At 59.9% G+C, this 21558-nt stretch carries 22 protein-coding genes; 17 read left to right on the plus strand and 5 right to left on the minus strand.

All coding sequences use genetic code 11. From position 1 onward, the window contains the following. The first annotated feature begins 21 nt into the window (after positions 1–21). The 12 genes from iolE (at position 22) to RHP74_RS12705 (ending at position 14924) form a co-directional block, all read left to right on the plus strand. Positions 22–915 carry a myo-inosose-2 dehydratase gene (iolE, locus tag RHP74_RS12650; RefSeq protein WP_077749727.1) on the plus strand — a complete coding sequence of 298 codons (894 nt, stop codon included), beginning with the start codon at positions 22–24 and terminating at the stop codon, positions 913–915. Then, positions 912–1721 (plus strand): 5-deoxy-glucuronate isomerase, encoded by an 810-nt coding sequence (gene iolB / locus RHP74_RS12655; protein ID WP_010459621.1) that lies wholly within the window; start codon positions 912–914, stop codon positions 1719–1721. Before iolE ends, iolB begins: the two co-directional genes overlap by 4 nt. Positions 1722–1765: 44 nt before the next feature. Next, entirely contained in the window at positions 1766–3268 is a 1503-nt protein-coding gene (locus RHP74_RS12660) for a CoA-acylating methylmalonate-semialdehyde dehydrogenase (protein ID WP_311099734.1), read from the plus strand. Between the two features lie 25 nt (positions 3269–3293). Further along, positions 3294–4115: a TIM barrel protein gene (locus tag RHP74_RS12665; RefSeq protein ID WP_311099736.1), complete on the plus strand. Its 822-nt coding sequence runs from the start codon at positions 3294–3296 to the stop codon at positions 4113–4115. 130 nt (positions 4116–4245) lie between these two features. Beyond that, positions 4246–6177, plus strand: a complete 1932-nt coding sequence (iolD, locus tag RHP74_RS12670) for a 3D-(3,5/4)-trihydroxycyclohexane-1,2-dione acylhydrolase (decyclizing) (protein ID WP_311099738.1) — start codon at positions 4246–4248, stop codon at positions 6175–6177. A gap of 32 nt (positions 6178–6209) precedes the next feature. Beyond that, on the plus strand, positions 6210–7220 hold the full coding sequence (locus tag RHP74_RS12675; RefSeq protein ID WP_145310314.1) for a Gfo/Idh/MocA family protein: 1011 nt from the start codon (positions 6210–6212) through the stop codon (positions 7218–7220). 145 nt (positions 7221–7365) lie between these two features. Next, entirely contained in the window at positions 7366–8418 is a 1053-nt protein-coding gene (locus RHP74_RS12680; protein WP_288115004.1) for a Gfo/Idh/MocA family protein, read from the plus strand. A 157-nt stretch (positions 8419–8575) separates the two neighbouring features. Continuing rightward, on the plus strand, positions 8576–9502 hold the full coding sequence (locus RHP74_RS12685; protein ID WP_010459630.1) for a sugar ABC transporter substrate-binding protein: 927 nt from the start codon (positions 8576–8578) through the stop codon (positions 9500–9502). Between the two features lie 70 nt (positions 9503–9572). Further along, on the plus strand, positions 9573–11138 hold the full coding sequence (locus RHP74_RS12690; protein ID WP_311099741.1) for a sugar ABC transporter ATP-binding protein: 1566 nt from the start codon (positions 9573–9575) through the stop codon (positions 11136–11138). Between the two features lie 210 nt (positions 11139–11348). After that, complete coding sequence (locus tag RHP74_RS12695) at positions 11349–12371, plus strand: ABC transporter permease (protein ID WP_145310308.1); 1023 nt, start codon at positions 11349–11351, stop codon at positions 12369–12371. A 327-nt stretch (positions 12372–12698) separates the two neighbouring features. Then, on the plus strand, positions 12699–13103 hold the full coding sequence (locus RHP74_RS12700; RefSeq protein WP_010459637.1) for a TraR/DksA family transcriptional regulator: 405 nt from the start codon (positions 12699–12701) through the stop codon (positions 13101–13103). A gap of 597 nt (positions 13104–13700) precedes the next feature. Then, positions 13701–14924 (plus strand): methyl-accepting chemotaxis protein, encoded by a 1224-nt coding sequence (locus tag RHP74_RS12705; RefSeq protein WP_370655171.1) that lies wholly within the window; start codon positions 13701–13703, stop codon positions 14922–14924. Between the two features lie 160 nt (positions 14925–15084). Here the strand turns inward: RHP74_RS12705 and RHP74_RS12710 are convergent, their stop codons facing one another. The 3 genes from RHP74_RS12710 to RHP74_RS12720 all read right to left on the minus strand — a co-directional run bounded on the left by RHP74_RS12710 (position 15085) and on the right by RHP74_RS12720 (position 16084). After that, the gene (locus RHP74_RS12710; RefSeq protein WP_010459641.1) at positions 15085–15324 is read right to left on the minus strand and encodes a DUF2789 domain-containing protein; all 240 of its coding nucleotides are present in this window, start codon (positions 15322–15324) and stop codon (positions 15085–15087) included. A gap of 121 nt (positions 15325–15445) precedes the next feature. Continuing rightward, the gene (locus RHP74_RS12715; RefSeq protein ID WP_010459643.1) at positions 15446–15676 is read right to left on the minus strand and encodes a hypothetical protein; all 231 of its coding nucleotides are present in this window, start codon (positions 15674–15676) and stop codon (positions 15446–15448) included. A 159-nt stretch (positions 15677–15835) separates the two neighbouring features. Beyond that, positions 15836–16084, minus strand: coding sequence for a hypothetical protein (locus tag RHP74_RS12720; RefSeq protein WP_010459645.1), 249 nt, complete (start codon positions 16082–16084; stop codon positions 15836–15838). A 55-nt stretch (positions 16085–16139) separates the two neighbouring features. On the opposite strand from RHP74_RS12720, the gene RHP74_RS12725 reads away from it, so the two are divergent. The 4 genes from RHP74_RS12725 to RHP74_RS12740 all read left to right on the plus strand — a co-directional run bounded on the left by RHP74_RS12725 (position 16140) and on the right by RHP74_RS12740 (position 18303). Next, the gene (locus RHP74_RS12725) at positions 16140–16508 is read left to right on the plus strand and encodes a hypothetical protein (RefSeq protein ID WP_146012942.1); all 369 of its coding nucleotides are present in this window, start codon (positions 16140–16142) and stop codon (positions 16506–16508) included. Next, positions 16495–16965 carry a hypothetical protein gene (locus RHP74_RS12730; protein WP_042932119.1) on the plus strand — a complete coding sequence of 157 codons (471 nt, stop codon included), beginning with the start codon at positions 16495–16497 and terminating at the stop codon, positions 16963–16965. The genes RHP74_RS12725 and RHP74_RS12730 overlap by 14 nt, the downstream gene beginning before the upstream one ends. Then, positions 16965–17168: a hypothetical protein gene (locus RHP74_RS12735; protein WP_010459649.1), complete on the plus strand. Its 204-nt coding sequence runs from the start codon at positions 16965–16967 to the stop codon at positions 17166–17168. Before RHP74_RS12730 ends, RHP74_RS12735 begins: the two co-directional genes overlap by 1 nt. A 118-nt stretch (positions 17169–17286) precedes the next feature. Continuing rightward, positions 17287–18303 (plus strand): ABC transporter substrate-binding protein, encoded by a 1017-nt coding sequence (locus tag RHP74_RS12740; protein WP_311099747.1) that lies wholly within the window; start codon positions 17287–17289, stop codon positions 18301–18303. A gap of 48 nt (positions 18304–18351) precedes the next feature. Here the strand turns inward: RHP74_RS12740 and RHP74_RS12745 are convergent, their stop codons facing one another. Together RHP74_RS12745 and RHP74_RS12750 are read right to left on the minus strand one after the other, a co-directional pair. Then, positions 18352–20499, minus strand: coding sequence for a TonB-dependent receptor (locus tag RHP74_RS12745; RefSeq protein WP_311099749.1), 2148 nt, complete (start codon positions 20497–20499; stop codon positions 18352–18354). A gap of 89 nt (positions 20500–20588) precedes the next feature. Next, complete coding sequence (locus tag RHP74_RS12750) at positions 20589–20975, minus strand: DUF2946 domain-containing protein (protein WP_077749714.1); 387 nt, start codon at positions 20973–20975, stop codon at positions 20589–20591. A gap of 95 nt (positions 20976–21070) precedes the next feature. On the opposite strand from RHP74_RS12750, the gene RHP74_RS12755 reads away from it, so the two are divergent. Next, entirely contained in the window at positions 21071–21508 is a 438-nt protein-coding gene (locus RHP74_RS12755; RefSeq protein ID WP_010459658.1) for a DUF3995 domain-containing protein, read from the plus strand. The last annotated feature ends 50 nt before the right edge of the window (positions 21509–21558 follow it).

The raw sequence follows: 21558 nt of genomic DNA on the forward strand, positions 1-21558 counted from the left end.
AAACAACAAAAAGGTGCAGCCATGCCCGCTATCCGAATTGGCATCAACCCGATCTCCTGGAGCAACGACGACTTGCCGTCCCTCGGTGGCGAGACGCCGTTGAGCACCGCGTTGAGCGAAGGCAAGGAGATCGGTTACGAAGGTTTTGAACTCAACGGCAAATTCCCCAAGGATGCCAAAGGCGTCGGTGACGTGCTGCGGCCTTACGATCTGGCGCTGGTGTCCGGCTGGTATTCCAGCCGTCTGGCGCGCCGTTCCGTGGCCGAAGAAATCGACGCCATCGGCAGCCACGTCGAGCTGCTGGCGAAGAACGGCGCCAAGGTGCTGGTTTACGGCGAAGTGGCGGACTCGATTCAGGGCCAGCGCATCCCCTTGGTTGAACGCCCGCGTTTCCACACCGAACAGGCCTGGCAGGAATACGCCGACAAGCTCACCGAACTGGCGCGGTTCACCCTGTCCCAAGGCGTGCGCCTGGCCTATCACCACCACATGGGCGCTTACGTCGAATCCCCGGCCGACATCGACAAGTTGATGGCGTTGACCGGCAGCGAAGTCGGTCTGCTGTTCGATTCGGGCCATTGCTACATGGGCGGCGGCGAGCCGTTGCACGTCTTGCGCAAACACATCGAACGCATCTGCCACGTGCATTTCAAGGACGTGCGCAAACCGGTGGTGCAACTGGCGCGCAACAACCTGTGGAGCTTTCCGGACTGCATCATCAACGGCACCTTCACCGTGCCCGGCGATGGCGACATCGACTTCGCCGCGCTGCTCGATGTGTTGCTGGCCAACGATTACCACGGCTGGCTGGTGGTCGAGGCTGAGCAAGACCCGGCCGTGGCGCCGAGTTACGTCTACGCGAAAAAAGGCTACGACACCTTGCGTGCGTTGCTCGACGAGAGGATTGCGCTATGAGCCTGCTGGTCAAAAGCAATGCCCGAGGCCGGACCATGGTCGAGTTGGGCAAAGGTGAGCTGGAATACGTTGGCTTCGCCGCTTACCGCTTGAGCCTCGGCGAAACCTTGCCGGTGGCGGCGGGCGATAAAGAGCTGTGCCTGGTGCTGCTCAGCGGCCGGGTCAGCATCAAGGGTGAAGCGCCGGGGCAGGGGGCGTTCGACTGGGACAACCTCGGCGATCGCCAGTCGGTGTTCGAGGACAAATCGCCGTTCGCCGCTTATTTGCCGCCGGGCAGTCAGGCCCAGGTCGTCGCGTTGAGCGATGTGCAGATCGCCGTCTGCGCCGCACCGGGCTCAGCCGAAAAGGGCCTCGGTCCACGGCTGATCAAACCCGACACCATGAAGCGCAGCGTGCGCGGCAAGGGCGCCAACACCCGTTACGTCTGCGACATCCTGCCGGACACCGAGCCCGCCCATTCGCTGCTGGTGGTGGAAGTGCGCACGCCGTCGGGACACTCGTCGAGCTACCCGCCGCACAAGCACGACACCGACGATTTGCCGCACCAGAGCTTTCTCGAAGAAACCTATTACCACCAGATCAACCCGCCCCAGGGTTTCGTGTTCCAGCGCGTCTACACCGACGACCGCAGCATCGATCAAGCCATGGCCGTGGAAAACAGCGACCTCGTGGTCGTGCCCAAGGGCTATCACCCGGTCAGCGTGCCCTACGGCTACGAGTCGTATTACCTGAACGTGATGGCCGGCCCGAAACGGGTCTGGCAGTTCCACAACGATCCGCAGCACAGCTGGCTACTTGATCTCTGATCTAAAAAGCCTGAATTCCACTATTCGAACGGAGAACAAGAACAATGAGCGACGCCCAGGTCATCGGCCATTACCTCGACGGTCACGTGCAAGACAGCGGTAGCGAGCGGTTCAGCAATGTCTTCAACCCGGCGACCGGCGAGGTGCAAGCGCGTGTCGGGCTGGCCAGTTCGAAGACCGTGGACGATGCCGTTGCCTCGGCCCTGAAAGCATTCCCGGCCTGGTCCGAGCAATCGTCCTTGCGCCGTTCGCGGGTGATGTTCAAGTTCAAGGAATTGCTCGACCGTCATCACGACGAACTGGCCGAAATCATCAGCCGCGAACACGGCAAGGTGTTCTCCGACGCCAAGGGCGAAGTCACCCGTGGCATCGAGATCGTCGAATACGCCTGTGGCGCGCCGAGCCTGCTGAAAACCGAATTCAGCGACAACATCGGCGGCGGCATCGACAACTGGAACCTGCGCCAGCCGCTGGGCGTATGCGCCGGTGTCACGCCGTTCAACTTCCCAGTGATGGTGCCACTGTGGATGATCCCGCTGGCGCTGGTTACCGGTAACTGCTTCATCCTCAAACCCTCCGAGCGCGACCCGTCCGCCAGTTTGCTGATGGCCCGTTTGCTGACCGAAGCCGGTTTGCCGGACGGCGTGTTCAACGTGGTTCAGGGCGACAAGACAGCGGTCGATGCGCTGCTGCAACACCCGGACATCGAGGCGATTTCCTTTGTCGGCTCGACGCCGATTGCCGAGTACATCCACCAGCAAGCCACCTCGCGCGGCAAGCGGGTGCAGGCGCTGGGCGGGGCGAAGAATCACATGATCGTCATGCCCGACGCGGATCTGGATCAGGCCGCAGACGCCTTGATCGGCGCGGCTTACGGCTCGGCCGGCGAGCGCTGCATGGCGATCTCGATTGCCGTGGCGGTGGGCGATGTTGCAGACCAATTGATTGCCAAACTGCTGCCGCGCATCGATCAACTCAAGGTCGGCAACGGCATGCAGGGCGACAGTGACATGGGGCCGTTGGTGACGGCCGAACACAAGGCCAAGGTCGAAGGCTTTATCGACCAGGGCGTGGCGCAAGGCGCGCAGCTGATTGTCGATGGTCGTGGGTTCAAGGTGCCGGGGGCGGAGAACGGCTTCTTCGTCGGCGCGACGTTGTTCGATCACGTCACTACCGAGATGAGCATTTACCAGCAAGAGATCTTCGGCCCGGTGCTGGGCATCGTCCGCGTCCCGGATTTCGCCAGCGCCGTGGCGTTGATCAACGCCCACGAATTCGGCAACGGCGTGTCGTGTTTCACCAGTGACGGCGGCATCGCCCGAGCGTTTGCACGCACTATCAAGGTCGGTATGGTCGGCATCAACGTGCCGATTCCGGTGCCCATGGCCTGGCACTCGTTTGGCGGCTGGAAACGCTCGCTGTTCGGCGACCATCACGCCTATGGCGAAGAAGGCATCCGTTTCTACAGCCGCTACAAAAGCGTGATGCAACGCTGGCCCGACAGCATCGCCAAGGGCCCTGAATTCAGCATGCCGACAGCCAAGTGATTCACCTGTGCGGAGAATAACAATAATGAGCAAACCCCTGCGTTTCGCCCTGAACCGTATGGTCGCCCCACGTTTGTCCCTGCCCGCGTTCATCGACCTGGCGGTGGCCCTCAAGGCTGACGCCATCGAGATTCGCAATGACCTCAAGGGTGTCGAGATAGAAGACGGCACCGCGCCCGAGCGCGTCCGCGAGTTGTGCGCGGCCCAAGGCATCAGCGTGCTGTCGATCAACGCGCTGTACCCGTTTGATGTGTGGAATGACGAGCGCCGGACGCTGGCCTTGAAACTGGCGACTTATGCTCGTGATTGCGGCGCGCAGGGGTTGGTCATGTGCCCGCTGAATGATCGCGCGGATACTCGTAGCGAAGCCGAGCGCGCTTCAGGCTTGCAAACCGCCTTGAGTGAACTGGCGCCGATCCTGCGCGATCACGGCATTCTCGGTTTCATCGAGCCGTTGGGTTTCGAAGAATGCTCGCTGCGGCGTAAACGCACGGCGGTGGAAGCGATCAAGGTTGTCGGTGGGCTGGATGTGTTCCGGCTCGTCCACGACACCTTTCACCATCACCTGGCCGGCGAGTCCGAGTTTTTCCCCGAACTGACCGGGCTGGTGCATATCTCCGGTGTCGAGGATGCCGAGGCGCCGTTGGCGACGATCCGCGACGGCCATCGCGTGCTGGTGGGCGAGGGAGACATTCTTGGCAATGCCGCACAGATCGACACCTTGCTCAGCGGCGGTTACAGCGGCTACCTGTCATTCGAACCGTTTGCCGACAGCGTCCACGGCCTGGCCAACATCGAGCAGGCCATTGGAGCAAGCATGAATCACCTACAAAAATCCCAAGGCTAATGAAGAACCCCTGTAGGAGTGAGCCTGCTCGCGATTGCGCAGTGTCAGGCAGCATCAATGTCGACGGACACTGCGCAATCGCGAGCAGGCTCACTCCTACAAGTTTTCTGCGTGTATTGAAGGATCAGTTATGACCACAACAAGACTGACCATGGCCCAGGCCCTGGTGAAATTCCTCGATAACCAGTACATCGAGGTCGACGGGGTCCAGAGCAAATTCGTCGCCGGGATCTTTACCATTTTCGGCCACGGCAACGTGTTGGGCCTGGGGCAAGCCCTGGAGCAGGACAGCGGTGACCTGATCGTCCATCAAGGCCGCAACGAACAAGGCATGGCCCACGCCGCCATCGGTTTCGCCAAGCAACACCTGCGGCGCAAAATCTACGCCTGTACCTCATCCGTCGGCCCAGGCGCTGCGAACATGCTGACCGCCGCCGCGACGGCCACCGCCAACCGCATTCCCTTGCTGCTGTTGCCCGGCGACGTCTACGCCTGCCGCCAGCCGGACCCGGTGTTGCAGCAAATCGAACAGTTCCACGACTTGAGCATCAGCACCAACGATGCATTCAAGGCCGTGAGCAAATACTGGGACCGCATCAACCGCCCCGAGCAGTTGATGACCGCGGCGATCCACGCCATGCGGGTGCTCACCGACCCTGCCGAAACCGGCGCGGTGACCCTGGCCTTGCCGCAAGACGTGCAAGGCGAGGCCTACGACTATCCCGATTACTTCCTGCAAAAACGCGTGCACCGCATCGAACGTCGTCCGGCCACCGATGCGATGCTGGGTGATGCGCTGGCGCTGTTCAAAGGCAAGCGCAAACCGCTGATCATTTGCGGTGGCGGGGTCAAATACTCCGGGGCCAACGCGGCGTTACAGGCGTTTGCCGAGCGCTTCGACATTCCCTTCGCCGAAACCCAGGCCGGCAAGAGCGCGGTGGTGTCCAGCCATCCGCTGAACGTCGGCGGGATTGGCGAAACCGGGTGCCTGGCGGCGAACCTGTTGGCAAAAGACGCCGATCTGATCATCGGTATCGGCACCCGCTACAGCGATTTCACCACCGCGTCGAAATCCCTGTTCCAGCATCCGGACGTGCAGTTTCTCAACCTCAACATCAGCCCGTGCGATGCCCTGAAACTGGATGGCGTGCAACTGCTGGCGGATGCGGAAACCGGTTTGCTGGCGCTGGCCGAAGCACTGGGCGATTACCGTTCCAGCTGGGGCGATCAACCGCGTCAGGCCAAGGCTCAGTTGGATGAGGAGGTTGATCGGCTCTATCAGATCGAGTACCAGGCTCAAGACTTCTCCCCGGAAATCAACGACCACATGGACCCGGCGGTCCTGCGCGAATTCATCGAACTGACCGGCTCGTGCCTGACCCAGAGCCGCGTGCTCGGAGTGCTCAACGAAACCCTCGCTGATGACGCCGTGATCGTCGCCGCCGCCGGCAGTCTGCCCGGTGACTTGCAGCGCAGCTGGCGCAGCAAGGGCGTGAACACCTATCACGTCGAGTACGGTTATTCGTGCATGGGTTACGAGGTCAACGCCGCACTGGGCGTGAAACTCGCCGAGCCGGAGCGCGAGGTCTATGCGCTGGTCGGCGACGGCTCTTACATGATGCTGCACTCAGAGCTGGCGACCTCGATCCAGGAGCGCCGCAAGATCAACGTGGTCCTGCTCGACAACATGACCTTCGGCTGCATCAACAACTTGCAGATGGGCAACGGCATGGACAGCTTCGGCACCGAGTTCCGTTTCCGCAACCCGGACACCGGCAAGCTCGATGGCGGCTTTGTGCCGGTGGATTTCGCCATGAGCGCGGCGGCCTATGGCTGCAAGACTTACAAAGTGAACACCGCTGACGAGCTGAAAGCCGCGCTGGCGGATGCGCGTTTGCAGACCGTGTCGACGCTGATCGACATCAAGGTCCTGCCCAAGACCATGATTCATGGCTACCTGTCGTGGTGGCGGGTCGGCGTGGCGCAAGTCTCCACCAGCGCCCGCACCAACGCGGTGGCCAAGACCCTCAATGAACGACTGGCCAAGGCCCGTCAGTACTGATTGCCCTGAATCGAACAATAAGGAGTCCTTACATGTCATTAAAGTTAGGCGTCATCGGCACCGGGGCCATCGGCCAGGACCACATCCGTCGTTGCAGCCAGACCTTGCTCAACAGCCAGGTGGTCGCCGTCACCGACATCAATTTGCAGCAAGCGGCCAAAGTCGTGTCCGACCTGAATCTGACCGCCGAGGTCTACCCCGACGGTCTGGCGCTGATCAACGCGCCAGAAGTCGAAGCGATCCTCGTCACTTCCTGGGGCCCGAGCCACGAAGCGTTTGTGCTGGCGGCGATTGCGGCGGGTAAACCGGTGTTCTGCGAGAAGCCCCTGGCCGTCACCGCCGAAGGCTGTCGCAACATCGTCGAGGCCGAAGTGGCCCACGGCAAGCGCCTGGTGCAGGTCGGTTTCATGCGGCCGTATGACGAAGGCTATCGCGCACTCAAAGCGGTGATCGACAGCGGTCAGATCGGTGAACCGTTGATGCTCCATTGCGCGCACCGCAACCCGACCGTGGGCGAGAACTACAAGACCGACATGGCCATCACCGATACGCTGATCCACGAACTCGACGTGCTGCGCTGGTTGCTCGATGACGATTACGTGTCCGTGCAAGTGGTGTTCCCACGCAAGAGCAGCAAGGCCCTCGCGCATTTGAAAGACCCGCAAATCGTCCTGCTGGAGACTGCCAAGGGCACACGCATCGACGTCGAAGTGTTCGTCAATTGCCAGTACGGCTACGACATCCAGTGCGAAGTGGTGGGGGAGACCGGCATCGCCAAACTGCCGGAGCCTTCGCAGGTTCAACTGCGCAGTGGCGCGAAGTTGTCGAACGCGATTTTGATGGACTGGAAGGATCGCTTCATCGCGGCCTATGACGTGGAGTTGCAGGCCTTCATCGATGGCGTGCGAGCGGGGCAGGTCGGAGGCCCGTCAGCATGGGATGGCTTCGCTGCCGCCGTCGCTGCCGACGCCTGCATCGAAGCACAAAACAGCGGAGCGATCGTCAAAGTCACACTCCCTGACCGCCCCCGTTTCTACGGTTGAGCACCGTCCCCTGTGGGAGCGAGCCTGCTCGCGATAGCGCCAGCACATTCAACATTAATGTCGGCTGACACTCCGCTATCGCGAGCAGGCTAGCTCCCACAGGGGGCGTGTATATCCGGCAGCTATTTATAAGGAGAACATTTTCATGCGCATCGGACTTGTCGGTTACGGCCATGGCGGCCGGTTTTTCCATGCTCCGCTGATCAGCAGCCTGCCGGCGGCGACGTTCGTGGGCGTGGTCACCCGTTCCCCGGAACGTCGACAATTGCTGGCGGCCGAACACCCTGGCGTACCGGCCTTCGACAGCATCGGCCAATTGGTCGAAGCCGGGATCGATGTGCTGGTGGTATCGACGCCGCTCAAGGGGCGCCCGGCGCTGGTGCTCGACGGCATCGAACACGGCGTGGCGGTGGTTAGCGACAAGCCGTTTGCCGCCGATGCGCAGCAAGCGCAAACCCTGATCACCATGGCCGAGCGCCAGGGCGTGCGGCTCAGCGTCTACCAGAACCGTCGCTGGGACTCGGACTTCCTCACCGTGCGCAAACTCATCGAGTCCGGCGCTCTGGGCCGTGTCACCCGTTTCGAGTCGCGGATCGAGCGTTACTCGCCGCAATCGGTGAACAACGGCAGTGGCGGCGGCTTCCTGCGCGATTTGGGCAGCCACCTGGTGGATCAGGCGTTGCTGCTGTTCGGCCCGGTGACCCGGGTGTACGCCGAACTGGATTACCGGGAAAAAGACCAGGCCTTCGACAACGGCTTCTTTGTATCCCTGACCCACGCCAACGGAGTGATCTCGCACCTGGGCGGCAGTTGCCTGCAAAACACCCCTGGCCCGCGTTTTCGCGTGACCGGCACTCAAGGTTGTTACAGCGTCGATGGTCTGGACGGGCAGGAAGCTTCAGCGCTCGCCGGGCTATCGCCGAAATCCGAGGGTGAGCGCTGGGGCGGGGAAGAGCATCGCCGCTGGGGCTGGTTTGAACAGGGCGAAGTGCGTGAGCGGGTGCCCTCGGAACGCGGATGCTGGAATCAGTTCTATTTGCAGCTACAAACCGCGTTACAGAGCGGTGGCCCACTGCCTGTCGAAGCCCGTGATGCACTGGCGACCACCCGCGTTCTAGACGCTGCGCGCTTGAGTTTCGAACGGCGTCAGGTCGTGGAATTGAGCCCGTTTGAGAGCCATGGAACAAAATCAGAATAAAATTCTAAAATGAGTTGATATAGAAATAATATTCCAATAAAGTCATTTCCAGCGAACTGCCTCTCGCTCGTTTTCACAGCTTTTCCCGCTTGCCTGCTTACTGAAAATCGTCACGCCTCATCCATAAAACCAACAAGAATGTGGAGAAAGACTTTTCATGAAGACCAAGATCCGTTTTGCCTCACTGGCCTTGTCCCTGATGTTCGCCAGTGGCGCTGCACTCGCCGACATGAAGATCGGCGTCAGCATGTCCCAGTTCGATGACACCTGGCTGACCTACCTGCGCGAATCCATGGACAAGAAAGCCAAGTCCTACCCCGACGGCGTGCAGCTGCAATTCGAAGATGCGCGCAGCGACGTGGTCAAGCAGTTGAGCCAGGTCGAAAGCTTCATCAGCCAGAAAGTCGATGCCATCGTGGTTAACCCGGTGGATACCGCCGCCACCAAGAAAATCACCGAAGCCGCCGTCAAGGCCGGCATCCCGCTGGTCTACGTCAACCGTCGTCCCGATGACCTGAAACTGCCCAAAGGCGTGGTCACTGTGGCCTCCAACGACCTGGAAGCCGGTGAAATGCAGATGCAATACCTGGCCGACAAAATGGGCGGCAAGGGCGACATCGTGATTCTGCTGGGCGACCTCGCGAACAACTCCACCACCAACCGCACCAAGGGCGTGAAAGAGGTGCTGGCCAAATACCCGAACATCAAGATCGAGCAAGAACAGACCGGCACCTGGCTGCGGGATAAAGGCATGACCCTGGTCAACGACTGGCTGACCCAGGGCCGCAAGTTTGATGCAGTGGTGGCCAACAACGACGAAATGGCCATTGGTGCCGCGATGGCCCTGCAACAGGCCGGCGTCGACAAGGGCAGTGTGCTGATCGCGGGTGTCGACGGTACGCCGGACGGCTTGAACGCAATCAAGAAAGGCAGTCTGGCGGTCTCGGTGTTCCAGGATGCGAAAGGTCAGGCCGACGGCTCCATCGACACGGCAGTGAAAATGGCCAAAAACGAGCCGGTTGAACAGGCCGTGTGGGTGCCATACCGTTTGATCACGCCGCAAAACGTCGACACGTTCAAATAGCCCGTCCGCCCCATAACAACAATAAGCACGCAAGGTTGCCACCGCGACCTTGCTGATGGAGTACCTGATCATGTTCGCTTCAGCGACTGCTTCGAGCGCCCCGTTGGTGGGTATCCAGCCAACCGCAACACCTGTCGATGAGCCGTACCTGCTGGAGATCATCAACGTCAGCAAGGGTTTTCCCGGTGTGGTGGCGTTGTCGGACGTGCAGCTGCGGGTGCGCCCCGGCTCCGTCCTGGCGCTGATGGGCGAGAACGGTGCGGGCAAGTCCACCCTGATGAAAATCATCGCCGGCATCTACCAGCCGGACGCCGGCGAGCTGCGCCTTCGCGGCCAGCCGGTGGTGTTCGATACGCCGCTGGCCGCGCTGCAGGCCGGGATCGCAATGATCCACCAGGAACTCAACCTGATGCCGCACATGAGCATCGCCGAGAACATCTGGATCGGCCGCGAGCAGCTCAACAGCCTGCACATGATCGACCACCGCGAAATGCACCGCTGCACTGCGAAACTGCTCGAACGCCTGCGGATCAACCTCGACCCGGAGGAGCAGGTCGGCAATCTGAGCATCGCCGAGCGGCAGATGGTCGAGATCGCCAAAGCGGTGTCCTACGATTCCGACATCCTGATCATGGACGAACCGACCTCGGCCATCACCGACAAGGAAGTCGCCCACCTGTTCTCGATCATTGCCGACCTCAAGAGCCAGGGCAAAGGCATCATCTACATCACCCACAAAATGAACGAAGTGTTCGAGATCGCCGATGAAGTAGCGGTGTTCCGCGACGGCGCCTACATCGGCTTGCAACGGGCTGACAGCATGGACGGCGACAGCCTGATTTCGATGATGGTCGGCCGCGCGCTGAGCCAGTTGTTCCCGGTGCGCGAAAAACCGATTGGCGATCTGCTGTTGTCGGTGCGCGACCTCAAGCTCGACGGCATTTTCAAAGGGGTGTCCTTCGACCTGCATGCGGGCGAGATCCTCGGCATCGCCGGGCTGATGGGCTCAGGCCGCACCAACGTTGCCGAAGCGATTTTTGGCATCACTCCGAGCGACGGTGGCGAGATTCGTCTCGATGGCGAAGTGGTGCGCATCAGCGATCCGCACATGGCGATCGAGAAGGGCTTCGCCTTGCTGACCGAGGATCGCAAGCTCAGCGGCCTGTTCCCGTGCCTGTCGGTGCTGGAGAACATGGAAATGGCGGTGCTGCCGCATTACGCCGGCCACGGGTTCATCCAGCAGAAAGCCCTGCGGGTCTTGTGCGAAGACATGTGCAAGAAGCTGCGGGTGAAAACCCCGTCGCTTGAGCAGTGCATCGACACCTTGTCCGGCGGCAACCAACAGAAAGCCTTGCTGGCGCGCTGGCTGATGACCAATCCACGCATCCTGATCCTCGACGAACCGACTCGTGGCATCGATGTCGGCGCCAAGGCCGAGATCTACCGGCTGATCTCCTACCTCGCCAGCGAAGGCATGGCGGTGATCATGATTTCCTCGGAGCTGCCGGAAGTGCTCGGCATGAGCGACCGGGTGATGGTCATGCACGAGGGCGACCTGATGGGCACCCTCGACCGCAGCGAAGCGACCCAGGAACGAGTCATGCAACTGGCCTCGGGCATGTCCGTACGCCATTGAGTCAAGGGCAAACAGAGTCCAAGGGTGAGCAGAGTCCAGGGGTGAACCGGGATTCTGTGGCGAGGGAGCTTGCTCCCGCTGGGCTGCGAAGCGGCCCCAATGTCTCGAACATACCGTAGAACTGGCGAGCGCTGCGCACTCGAGCGGGAGCAAGCTCCCTCGCCACAGGTATGTAGTCGATGCCGGAATTCATTAGAAGGGTGAATGGTTATGAACGCGATACTGGAAAACAAGCCAGCAACGGCACCGGTCAAGAGTCGTCGGCGCTTTCCGACCGAGTTGAGCATCTTCCTGGTGCTGATTGGCATCGGCCTGGTCTTCGAAGTCTTTGGCTGGATCGTGCGCGACCAGAGCTTCCTGATGAACTCCCAGCGCCTGGTGCTGATGATCCTGCAAGTGTCGATCATCGGCCTGCTGGCGATTGGCGTGACCCAGGTGATCATCACCACCGGGATCGACCTGTCCTCCGGTTCGGTGCTGGCGCTGTCAGCGATGATCGCTGCGAGTCTGGCCCAGACCTCGGATTTCGCCCGGGCGGTGTTTCCGTCGCTGACCGACTTGCCCGTATGGATTCCGGTGATCGCCGGGCTCGGCGTCGGGCTGCTGGCGGGCGCGATCAATGGCAGCATCATTGCCATCACCGGGATTCCGCCGTTCATTGCCACCCTCGGCATGATGGTCTCGGCGCGTGGCCTGGCGCGTTATTACACCGAAGGCCAGCCGGTGAGCATGCTCTCGGATTCCTACACGGCCATCGGTCATGGCGCCATGCCGGTGATCATTTTCCTGGTGGTGGCGGTGATCTTTCACATCGCCCTGCGCTACACCAAGTACGGCAAGTACACCTACGCCATCGGCGGCAACATGCAGGCGGCGCGCACCTCGGGGATCAACGTCAAGCGTCATCTGGTGATCGTCTACAGTATTGCCGGGTTGCTGGCGGGCCTGGCGGGCGTCGTGGCCTCGGCGCGTGCCGCGACCGGGCAGGCGGGGATGGGCATGTCTTATGAGCTGGACGCGATTGCCGCGGCGGTCATCGGCGGCACCAGCCTGGCCGGTGGCGTCGGGCGCATTACCGGCACCGTGATCGGTGCCTTGATTCTCGGAGTGATGGCCAGTGGGTTTACCTTTGTCGGTGTTGATGCGTATATTCAGGACATCATCAAGGGACTGATTATTGTGGCGGCGGTGGTGATCGACCAATACCGCAACAAGCGTAAACTCAAGCGCTGAGTCGTAGAACCGACAGCCAATGCGCCACGCCTGACCCGCGTGGCGCAACCATTTGTCTTCTCTATACAGCCGCTCGATTGAATTTCTTGCTATAAACGCACTCCGATAACCACCGCAGAGGCTGCCATAGAGCACTTTCCGGGCTTTGTCGGACAAATTCGCTGTCTTTTCAGTTGCTGAGGCCTCAAGTCGGCCTTAGACTGCCGGCCCTCGTAAATTGAGTGCCGGGTGGCGCTTGGAATAAACGGCGCCTTTCCGATGGCCAGACCTGGTCCACCGGAACGCTCCCTAATTCGCCTTAATGCACGTTTTTTTATAGAGATATCAATGACAAAGGACAAGTTGCTGGCCATGCCGGCGGATGACTACATGAATGCCGAGCAACATGCTTTTTTCTATGAGCTGTTGCAGAACATGAAAGTCGAAACCCATGAGCGCATCGAACAGAACCGCATCGCCATCGAGAGCCTGGACACTCCAGCCGATCCGGCCGACGCTGCTTCTGTCGAAGAAGAGCGCACCTGGCTGGTGAACGCGATCGATCGCGACCAGCGCATGCTGCCTCAGTTGGAACAGGCTCTGGAACGCATCAAAGAAGACAGCTTCGGCTGGTGCGATGACAGCGGCGAGGCCATCGGCCTGAAACGCCTGCTGATCAGCCCGACCACCAAGTACTGCATCGAAGCTCAAGAGCGTCACGAACAGATCGACAAGCACCAGCGTCAGGCCTGATTTCGTAGCGCCCCGCATCGCGGGCAAGCCCGCTCCCACGGTTCACGATGAACCTGCAGGAGTGAGGCTTGCCCGCGATGCTTTTTGCCGTCTGCGAAAACCTCAGGCACTTCTATTGATCTGCTGCAACGCCCACTACTAATGGACCATAGATAATGGCCTTGTGGTGGCGTTTAATGCATGCACAACAATTAGAAGAGCCTTGGGGTGACGAAGATGACGAGAGACGGATCTCTGGTTGCGGCAGTGCCTGCACCAGTGTTTTTGCCGAAAAACCTTTGGCTGACGCCAACCCTGCAAAGCATCGTCCTGATGCTCTTGCTGTGCGGCATGGCGTTGGGTGGCTGGTCGCTTTACCTTTGCCTGCCACTGGCGGTGCTGGTGATCTGGCTGCCTCGCCTGCGCTCGCGCGCCACGCCCGAAGCAGCGCCCGCCGACGGCGCCAGCGCCATCGCCGAGTTGACTCGCGATCTTTCCTACACCACCAGTCATAACGCTTTGTCGGCCGCGGGCGTGGCCTTTTCGGTCAAGCAACTGGCGGACAAACTGCAATCGCAACTCGACGCGGCGGCGCAAATCGTCAGCAACGCCGAAGTGATGATCGGGACCGAACAAGCCACGTCGAAACTCAGCCGCGAAGCCCTCAGTGCCGCCAGCGAAGCTCATCAGAGCAGCGCAGCAGGGCGCACGGAACTGATCGAGTCCATCAGCCGCATGCATCAGCTCAGTCAGCGCGCCAATAACAGCCGTGAACTGATCGAAGCCCTGAGCCTGCGCAGCGACGATATTCAACGGGTCACCCTGGTGATTCAGTCCATCGCCAGTCAGACCAACCTGCTGGCCTTGAACGCCGCGATTGAAGCGGCTCGGGCCGGGGAACATGGTCGCGGGTTCGCGGTGGTGGCGGATGAGGTTCGCGGCCTGGCGGCGCGCACGGCGACGGCGACTGGCGAAGTCGGGGAGATGGTCGCCGATATCCAGCAACGCACCGCGCAAGTGGTGGAGCAGATCCGCCAACTGTCCAGCGACCTCGACATCGGCGTCAAGCAGGTCGAGCACACCGGCCAGCACCTGGAAAACATCGCGCGCCTGGCTGCCGGCGTCGAGCATCAGGTCGGGGAAATCGCCAAGGGGGCGGACACCAACCGCGAACAACTCGACAGCCTGTTCCATGCCATTGAACAGATGCGCAGCGACCTGGCGATCAGCGACCAACAGACCCAGCGCCTGGCCCAGGCTGCGGTGCAAATGGAAGGCCAGGCCGAAACCATCAGCGAGCGTCTGGCCGAAGTCGGGCTGGATGACTACCACCAACGCATCTATGACCTGGCCCGCGAAGGCGCCAGCCAGATTGCCGCGCGTTTCGAAGCGGATATTGATCAGGGCCGTGTCAGCCTCGATGATCTGTTTGATCGCAATTACCAGGCGATCCCCAACACCAGTCCGGCCAAGTTTCAGACGCGTTTTGATCGTTACACCGATCAGGTCTTGCCCGCCATCCAGGAACCGTTGCTGCCGCGCCATGAAGGCCTGGTGTTTGCCATCGCCTGTACCCAGCAGGGTTACGTGCCCACCCATAACAAAATTTTCAGCCAACCGCTGACCGGCGATGCGCAGGTCGATACGGTCCAAAACCGCACCAAGCGCAAATTTGCCGACCGCACCGGCATCCGCTGTGGCAGCCATCAACAGCCGGTGTTGTTGCAGACTTACACCCGCGACACAGGCGAACTGATGCACGACCTTTCGGTGCCGATCATGCTCAAGGGGCGGCATTGGGGTGGGTTGCGGTTGGGGTACAAACCGCAAAGTCCTCGCTAGATGCTCAACATGATAACCGGTGAGCAAGCCTGAAACTCAACTGTGGCGAGGGAGCTTGCTCCCGCTGGGCTGCGTAGCGGCCCCAAGATGGGCCTGCTGCGCAGTCCAACGGGAGCAAGCTCCCTCGCCACAGGTTTATCGCTGACGGAAGACAGGCGGGCTAGTGAATCTGATGCATGCGCAGGTTCAGGTCGTCGACCACCCGCGCCCAATCGGCGTCTTCACGCAATTGTTCTTTGAGGAAGCCGGCTTGTTGCGGCGTCCAGAACTCCGCATCGATGAGTTTCTTGTCGTCGGCCAAAGGTGAATGGCTGGCGATGAATTCATCGATGGCTTTCTGACTGGAGTCCAGACCGAGCTGGTCGAACAAACCTTTCAAGTCGTGTATAGGTGAATCCATCTTCATCTCCTTGCGGGGCGCGATCTGAGGTGCGGCTTCATGGCATCTGAGCGGGCCGCGCTTCAGGAGTTCGATTGCGATGTGGGGAAGCAGGAGAGAGCATAGACGGCAAATCCGACGATCAGGCTTTCAATGCACCTTCATCGACAGCAGTTTTCAGAGCCTGGGCAGCTTCTTTGGCGGCGATGGCAGCGACGTCCGAGGTCTTGAACCAGCGATCCTTCTCGACTTGGTGATACGTCACCGTGGTCAACGGTGGTTTGGCACGCATGACAATGACTGCCTGGAATTCGCCTTCGACCTCTCTGGCTTCGCCCCGGATAAAAAATTCACCGATATCAAATTCCGTCACGTAGCTGCCTTCCCTTGGAAATATATTGTTGTGTTGAATGCCGTCCGTCCTGGGGACGAATTTCATTGGTCGGGCAGTATGGCAGTAGTTGCCTGCCGGCGGCTGAGTTAAGTCGCCGGCATGACGAAACGTCTATAGACATGAAGGCAGGCGAACGCGTCAGATGCGAGACTCAAGTGAGCGGGCAAGTGCGCAGGCTTCGTTATGGCAGCCACGGAAACCTCTTACACGACCCGTAGAAATTTCCTTGATATGGAAGAAGGCATTACCGGCCAGCACCACCTGAAAGCGTGGCAGCAGCAGGCTTTCAGGCTGCAATTCATGCGGCTGGAACACCGCCGGGTGCAACGGGGCGTAATTGTTTGCGCGCGTTGTCTGGGGGGAAGCGAAGTGAGTCATGGTGCACATGTGAAGTCCTTTTCATTGTTTTACCGACGTGTGTACATCGTTTTGGGTAGTCTCGGTGAGCATCGCTGCTCTAGAATCACCCGCACTGGTTAGCGAACGGTGTTCATCTAAAGCAATTTTTTATTTGCGATATGTCGGAAAAGTGCTTTTTTTAAAGAGTTTTTTCCCTAAAGTTGGTAATCCGGTTTCCTCTGGCTGTGAGAAGGGCTTTTTCCTTCAACATCTGACGACTTTCACAGAGGACGGCGCGAGTGATATTCCAGTAATCTCACTGACCTCGCGAGGCATGAGCGCTCTGCTCGGCTCAGGATTTCAACCCGGGTCTTACGGCAACACTTCGGCATGGCCGCTTTTTTCTGCTGTGCGCTTTTTCTGCGTGCGGCATCATTTTCAGATGTGGGGATGTTTCCTTGGCAGTAAGTAATCTCGATATGCATGCTTTGTTCGTGCTGGGTGATTTGCGCGCAAAGCTGGTTAAACAGTTTCAGTCACGTTTCGTTTACATCACCGAACAGAACGCTGAAGGCATTTACATTGCCGAGATCGACACCGAAGAGGCGCTGGTGGTCGACGACAAGCCTGGGCTGAAGCTCAAGGTCGGCGATCATTTCAGCGCTTCGGTTCTGCCCAGTCGTGAAGGCGGCAAGCTCGACATCAAGTTCCGTGAAATCAAACTGACGGTTTACGGGCTGGGCGATTACGCCTTTGTCACCACCGCAGAGGGTCACGCGATTGTGTTCAAGGAAGGCCATAGCGTGGTGATGGTCTTCGCCGCCCACCAGCAGCTGCAGGAAGGCCTGACCAAAACCCTGAAAGCCGTGACCGCCAAAGCCGCCAAGTGGCGCAAAGGCGAACTGATCACGTTCAAGGCCAGCGAGTAATGACCCTGACCCGCGCCGACTTCCACGAACAGAACCAGGCCAGTGCGCACCTCGAAGCCCGACGGCTGTTCGAGCACAAGGCTGTTCTGCAGGGAGGCTGGCTGACGTGGGTGGCGTCACAGATTTACACGCTGCGCCCGGCGGCTTACGCCAGCATGGTCAGAAGAGAGCTGGCACGCTTGCAGGAAACTTCCGAAAATTGAATCGCCCCTCTCGAAAGCAGGAACCTCTACTACAGTCAGTTGACTGAGTATTCAGAGGCTTGCGGTCTTCTGTCAGGCCATCCTGCTATTTGCTGTGAACAGTACGAGGTGCAAAAGCATGAAAGGATTTCGACGGTTGTTGGTTGGTGCACTGGCCGCATTGGGTGTATTGAGTTCACCCATTCCGGTATTCGCTGCCCAGGCGCCGATCCATTTTGCCGACCTGAATTGGGAAAGTGGCAGCCTGATCACCGACATCCTGCGGATCATCGTCGAGAAGGGCTACGGCCTGCCGACCGACACCTTGCCCGGGACCACCATTACCCTGGAAACCGCCTTGGCCAACAATGACATTCAGGTCATTGGCGAGGAGTGGGCCGGTCGCAGCCCGGTCTGGGTCAAGGCTGAAGCCGAGGGCAAGGTCGTGAGCCTGGGCGACACGGTCAAGGGTGCCACTGAAGGCTGGTGGGTGCCGGAATACGTGATCAAGGGCGACCCGGCCAAGGGCATCAAGCCACTGGCTCCAGATCTGCGCAGTGTCAGCGACCTGCCCAAGTACAAGGACGTGTTCAGCGATCCGGAAAGCCCGGGCAAGGGACGCTTCCTCAACAGCCCGATTGGCTGGACATCGGAAGTGGTGAACAAGCAGAAACTCACGGCTTATGGCCTGAACGACAGCTATGTGAATTTCCGCAGCGGTTCCGGGGCTGCGCTGGATGCAGAGATCAGTTCGTCGATCCGTCGTGGCAAGCCTGTGCTGTTTTATTACTGGTCACCGACGCCGTTGCTTGGGCGCTTCAAGCTGATTCAGCTGGAGGAACCGCCCTTTGATGCCGAAGCCTGGAAAACCCTGACGGACGCTGATAACCCTAATCCGAAACCGACTCGCTCGCTGGCCTCGAAGCTGTCGATTGGCGTGTCCACACCTTTTCAAAAGCAGTACCCGCAGATTGCCGATTTCTTCAGCAAGGTCGATTTTCCGATCGACCCCTTGAACAAGGCACTGGCCCAAATGAGCGAAAAACACACCCCGCCACGGCAAGCGGCGGAGGCGTTCATGAAGGCGCACCCAGAGGTATGGCAGGCGTGGGTGCCGAAGGATGTGGCGGATAAAGTCTCCGCCAGTCTTCAGTGACTATTGTGGCTAGGGAGCAAGCTCCCTCGCCACAAGACATGTGCAGGGTTAAAAACGCGTTTGCACCGCAAGCTCAAACGTACGCGGTGTTCCGAGGTAATACGCCGGCGATACATGCGCAAACTCGGCATACACCTCGTTGGTCAGATTTCGCACTCGGCCGGTGACGGTGGTGTGGCGGTCGACCTCGTAACGGAGAAACGTGCCGTAGAGCGTGTACGACGGCACCGTCATGGTGTTGGCGCTGTCGGCAAACACTGAGGCCACATAACGCGCATCGACACCCCCTTGCCACTGCGGTGCGAAGTCATAGGTCAGCCACACATTGCCGACCCGGTCCGGCACATTGGTCGGCGTGTTGCCCTTGCGTGATACCACCACGCCCGCCGCATTTTTCTCGGTGAACGCGTCGTACTGTGCGTCAACCCACGCGAAGTTGCCCTCGGCCAACAGCTTGTCGGTGATTTGCAACGAACTGGCCAATTCAATCCCCTTCGACGTCTGCTGACCCACTGGAATGCTGAGGGTCGGGTCCAGCGGATCGGTCACTGCGAAATCCTTGCGCTCAATCGTGTACGCCGCCACCGTTGCCGAACCGCGCCCGTCCAGATAATCGAACTTGCTGCCGACTTCCCATTGCTTGCCGGTGGACACGTCGAAATCCTGCGTGCCGTTGGGTTGTTCGGCAGCGCTGCTGTATTGCACGTAGACGTTGGCGGAGGGAATGAACTGGTAGGTCAGGCCGACCCTTCCCGTCACCGGCTCCCAGCTGCGTTTCAAATGGCGGGGATTGCTGGCGGTCACTTGCCGGTGATTGGTCACGTCCAGGTCGATATCGTCGTAACGCAGGCCCGTCAGCAACGCCAGTTTGTCGGTCAGCGCCAGGCGGTTTTCGGCGAACAGGGCTTTGGTGGTGACCTCGTTGGTCTTGTCGCTGACAAATCCCGGTCGGGTGCCGGGAATGTCGTAGAAGTGCCCCGGCTGGAAGTTATTCGGGTCAACGGTGCTTGCGCCTTTGACGTTCAACGGCGAGTTGGTGGTCTGGTTGACCTTGTACTCGAAACCGCCAGACCAGGTGGTCTCCAGGCCCAATAGCGTGTTGTCGTGGCGCAGTTCGAACTGGTTGCCGTTCTGTTCGCCCTGATGCCGGACCTGATACGCCGTGGAGCGATTCACCGCGCTGTTGTCGGCGTTGTACTGATAGGTTTCCAGGTTGCGGTAATCGCGCTGGCTGTCGAGGTGGTAAAGCGTGTTGCGCAGGGTGGTACTGTCGGTGATCCGGTAGTCGATGATCGAGCGAGCCCAGATCGTGCGCTGCTCGTAACGCCCGTCTTCAACGTTGTAATTGTTGAAACGATTGTGTTCGTCGATTTTCAGCTCGCCCGCCTTGGGATTCAGCACGGGTGTGCCCCAGTAAGGACTGTCTTCGTGTTCGTCCTGGTATTCCAGCGCGAGGGTGTGGGACAGGTTGGGCGTCAGGTCGCTGAGCAGCGAAAACGCGACACTCCAGGCATCGCGCTCCTGGCGGTCGATGTAGCCATTGCCGGTGTTGTGGCTGACGTCGAGGCGCGCGTAGTGCTGCACATCATCCCCGGCCTCGCTGAGTGCGTGGTTAAGACCGAACGCGGTCTCGGTCGTGTCATAAGTCCCATAACTGGCACGACCTTCGACCGCTTGCTCTTCGCGGGTCGCAAGTTTGGTCACGTAGTTCAATGAGCCACCCACGGAGCCGGTGCCGTTGATCAGCGACGAGGGGCCACCCACCAGTTCGACCCGATCGTATATCCATGCATCCACTGGCCGGGCGAGGCCGCCAGAGACGTTGATGCCGTTGAACATCTGTGTGATCTGACCGCTGGTGAAACCGCGGTAGGAAACGAACCCGCCGAAACCCGGCGGTGCGCTGGCGTTGACACCCGGCAAGGTGTTGGCGGCGTCCTGGAAGTTTTGTGCGCCGTGCCGCTCGATGTCGTGGCGGTTGGCGATGGCGACTGATGCCGGGGTTTCCCGCACGCTAAGGCCCAGACGCGAGGCCATGCCGCTGGACTGATCGAGGCTCAGCCCTGGCTCGGTCGTCGCTTCGCCATCAATGGTAATCGGTGCGAGGTCGACGGTGGATTGCGCCCAAGCGTTAACAGACAGGCAGCCGCACAGGCTGGCCAGCAAAGGGCTTACTAACAAAGAAGCATGTTTCATCGATGAATCCTGAATTCCTGGCTAAGAAACAGCGCACGGGCGAACGCCACGCGTTGGCGCAGTGGGCTGATCGGGAAAGGCGAAGAAAATCAGGCGACAGGCGGAGCGCGAGGATTGGCCGAGGGCCAGGTGAAACGGGCGGGGAGGTCAGCGTTGGCGATGACAGCCAGAGGCGGGCTGTGCTGCTCCGGGAGTATCGCCAGGGTCAGGCTGGAGTTGAGCGCCGGGCCCATGCCACCGGTGGAACACAGCGGGCAACCAAAGGCTTTGGACAGGGTCGGCAGGTTGTCGTCCGAGGAGTTCGAGGAAACTGGCGCCTGGGTCGCCGGATCAACCGAACAGAACGGGCCGCCGATGCCGTTGAGCTGCATCCCGACCATTTGCCCGTGACCGATACTGCAGGCGAACACATTGAACAGGACGCAGCAATAAAGCATCCATGCCATCAATGTGCGATCAGTTCGGGCGAGTTTCATGGAGCGGCACTTTATCATCGTCGATGACGAATACCCTTACAAAATCGTTCAATGAAGTTCATCCTGCTGCGACATTTCACGCTGGATGTCTGAACATGAGCCTATTGATCGCGCAATGGATGGCTGCCATCTTCCTGTTGATCAGCCTGATCCACCTGTACTGGGCGGCAGGCGGCAAGTTAGGTAGCGAGGCGGCGGTCCCGCGAATATCGCCAGAGGGGGGAGGGGAATCCAGGCCGGCCTTCAAGCCGTCGGGGTTTGCCACGTTGCTGGTCGCGGTGGGATTGCTGTTGATCGCGATGCTGGTATGCCTGCGGGTCGGCCTGTATTTGCCGACGGTGCATCACTGGTCGCTGCAATGGGTAATCAGCGCCATTGCGATGCTGATGTTTGCCCGGGCAATCGGCGATTCGAATCTGATCGGGTTTTTCAAGCAGGTCAAGGATTCGAAGTTTGCCCGACTCGACACCTGGGCTTATTCGCCGCTGTGTGTGGTGTTGGGGGCCGGGTTGTTGGCTGTTGCCTGGATCTGAAAAGCTTCGCGGGCAAGCCTCGCTCCTACAGGTTTTGGGTCGATCACACG

The organism is Pseudomonas sp. SG20052 (assembly GCF_031766055.1).
Classification (GTDB): Bacteria; Pseudomonadota; Gammaproteobacteria; order Pseudomonadales; family Pseudomonadaceae; genus Aquipseudomonas; species Aquipseudomonas mandelii.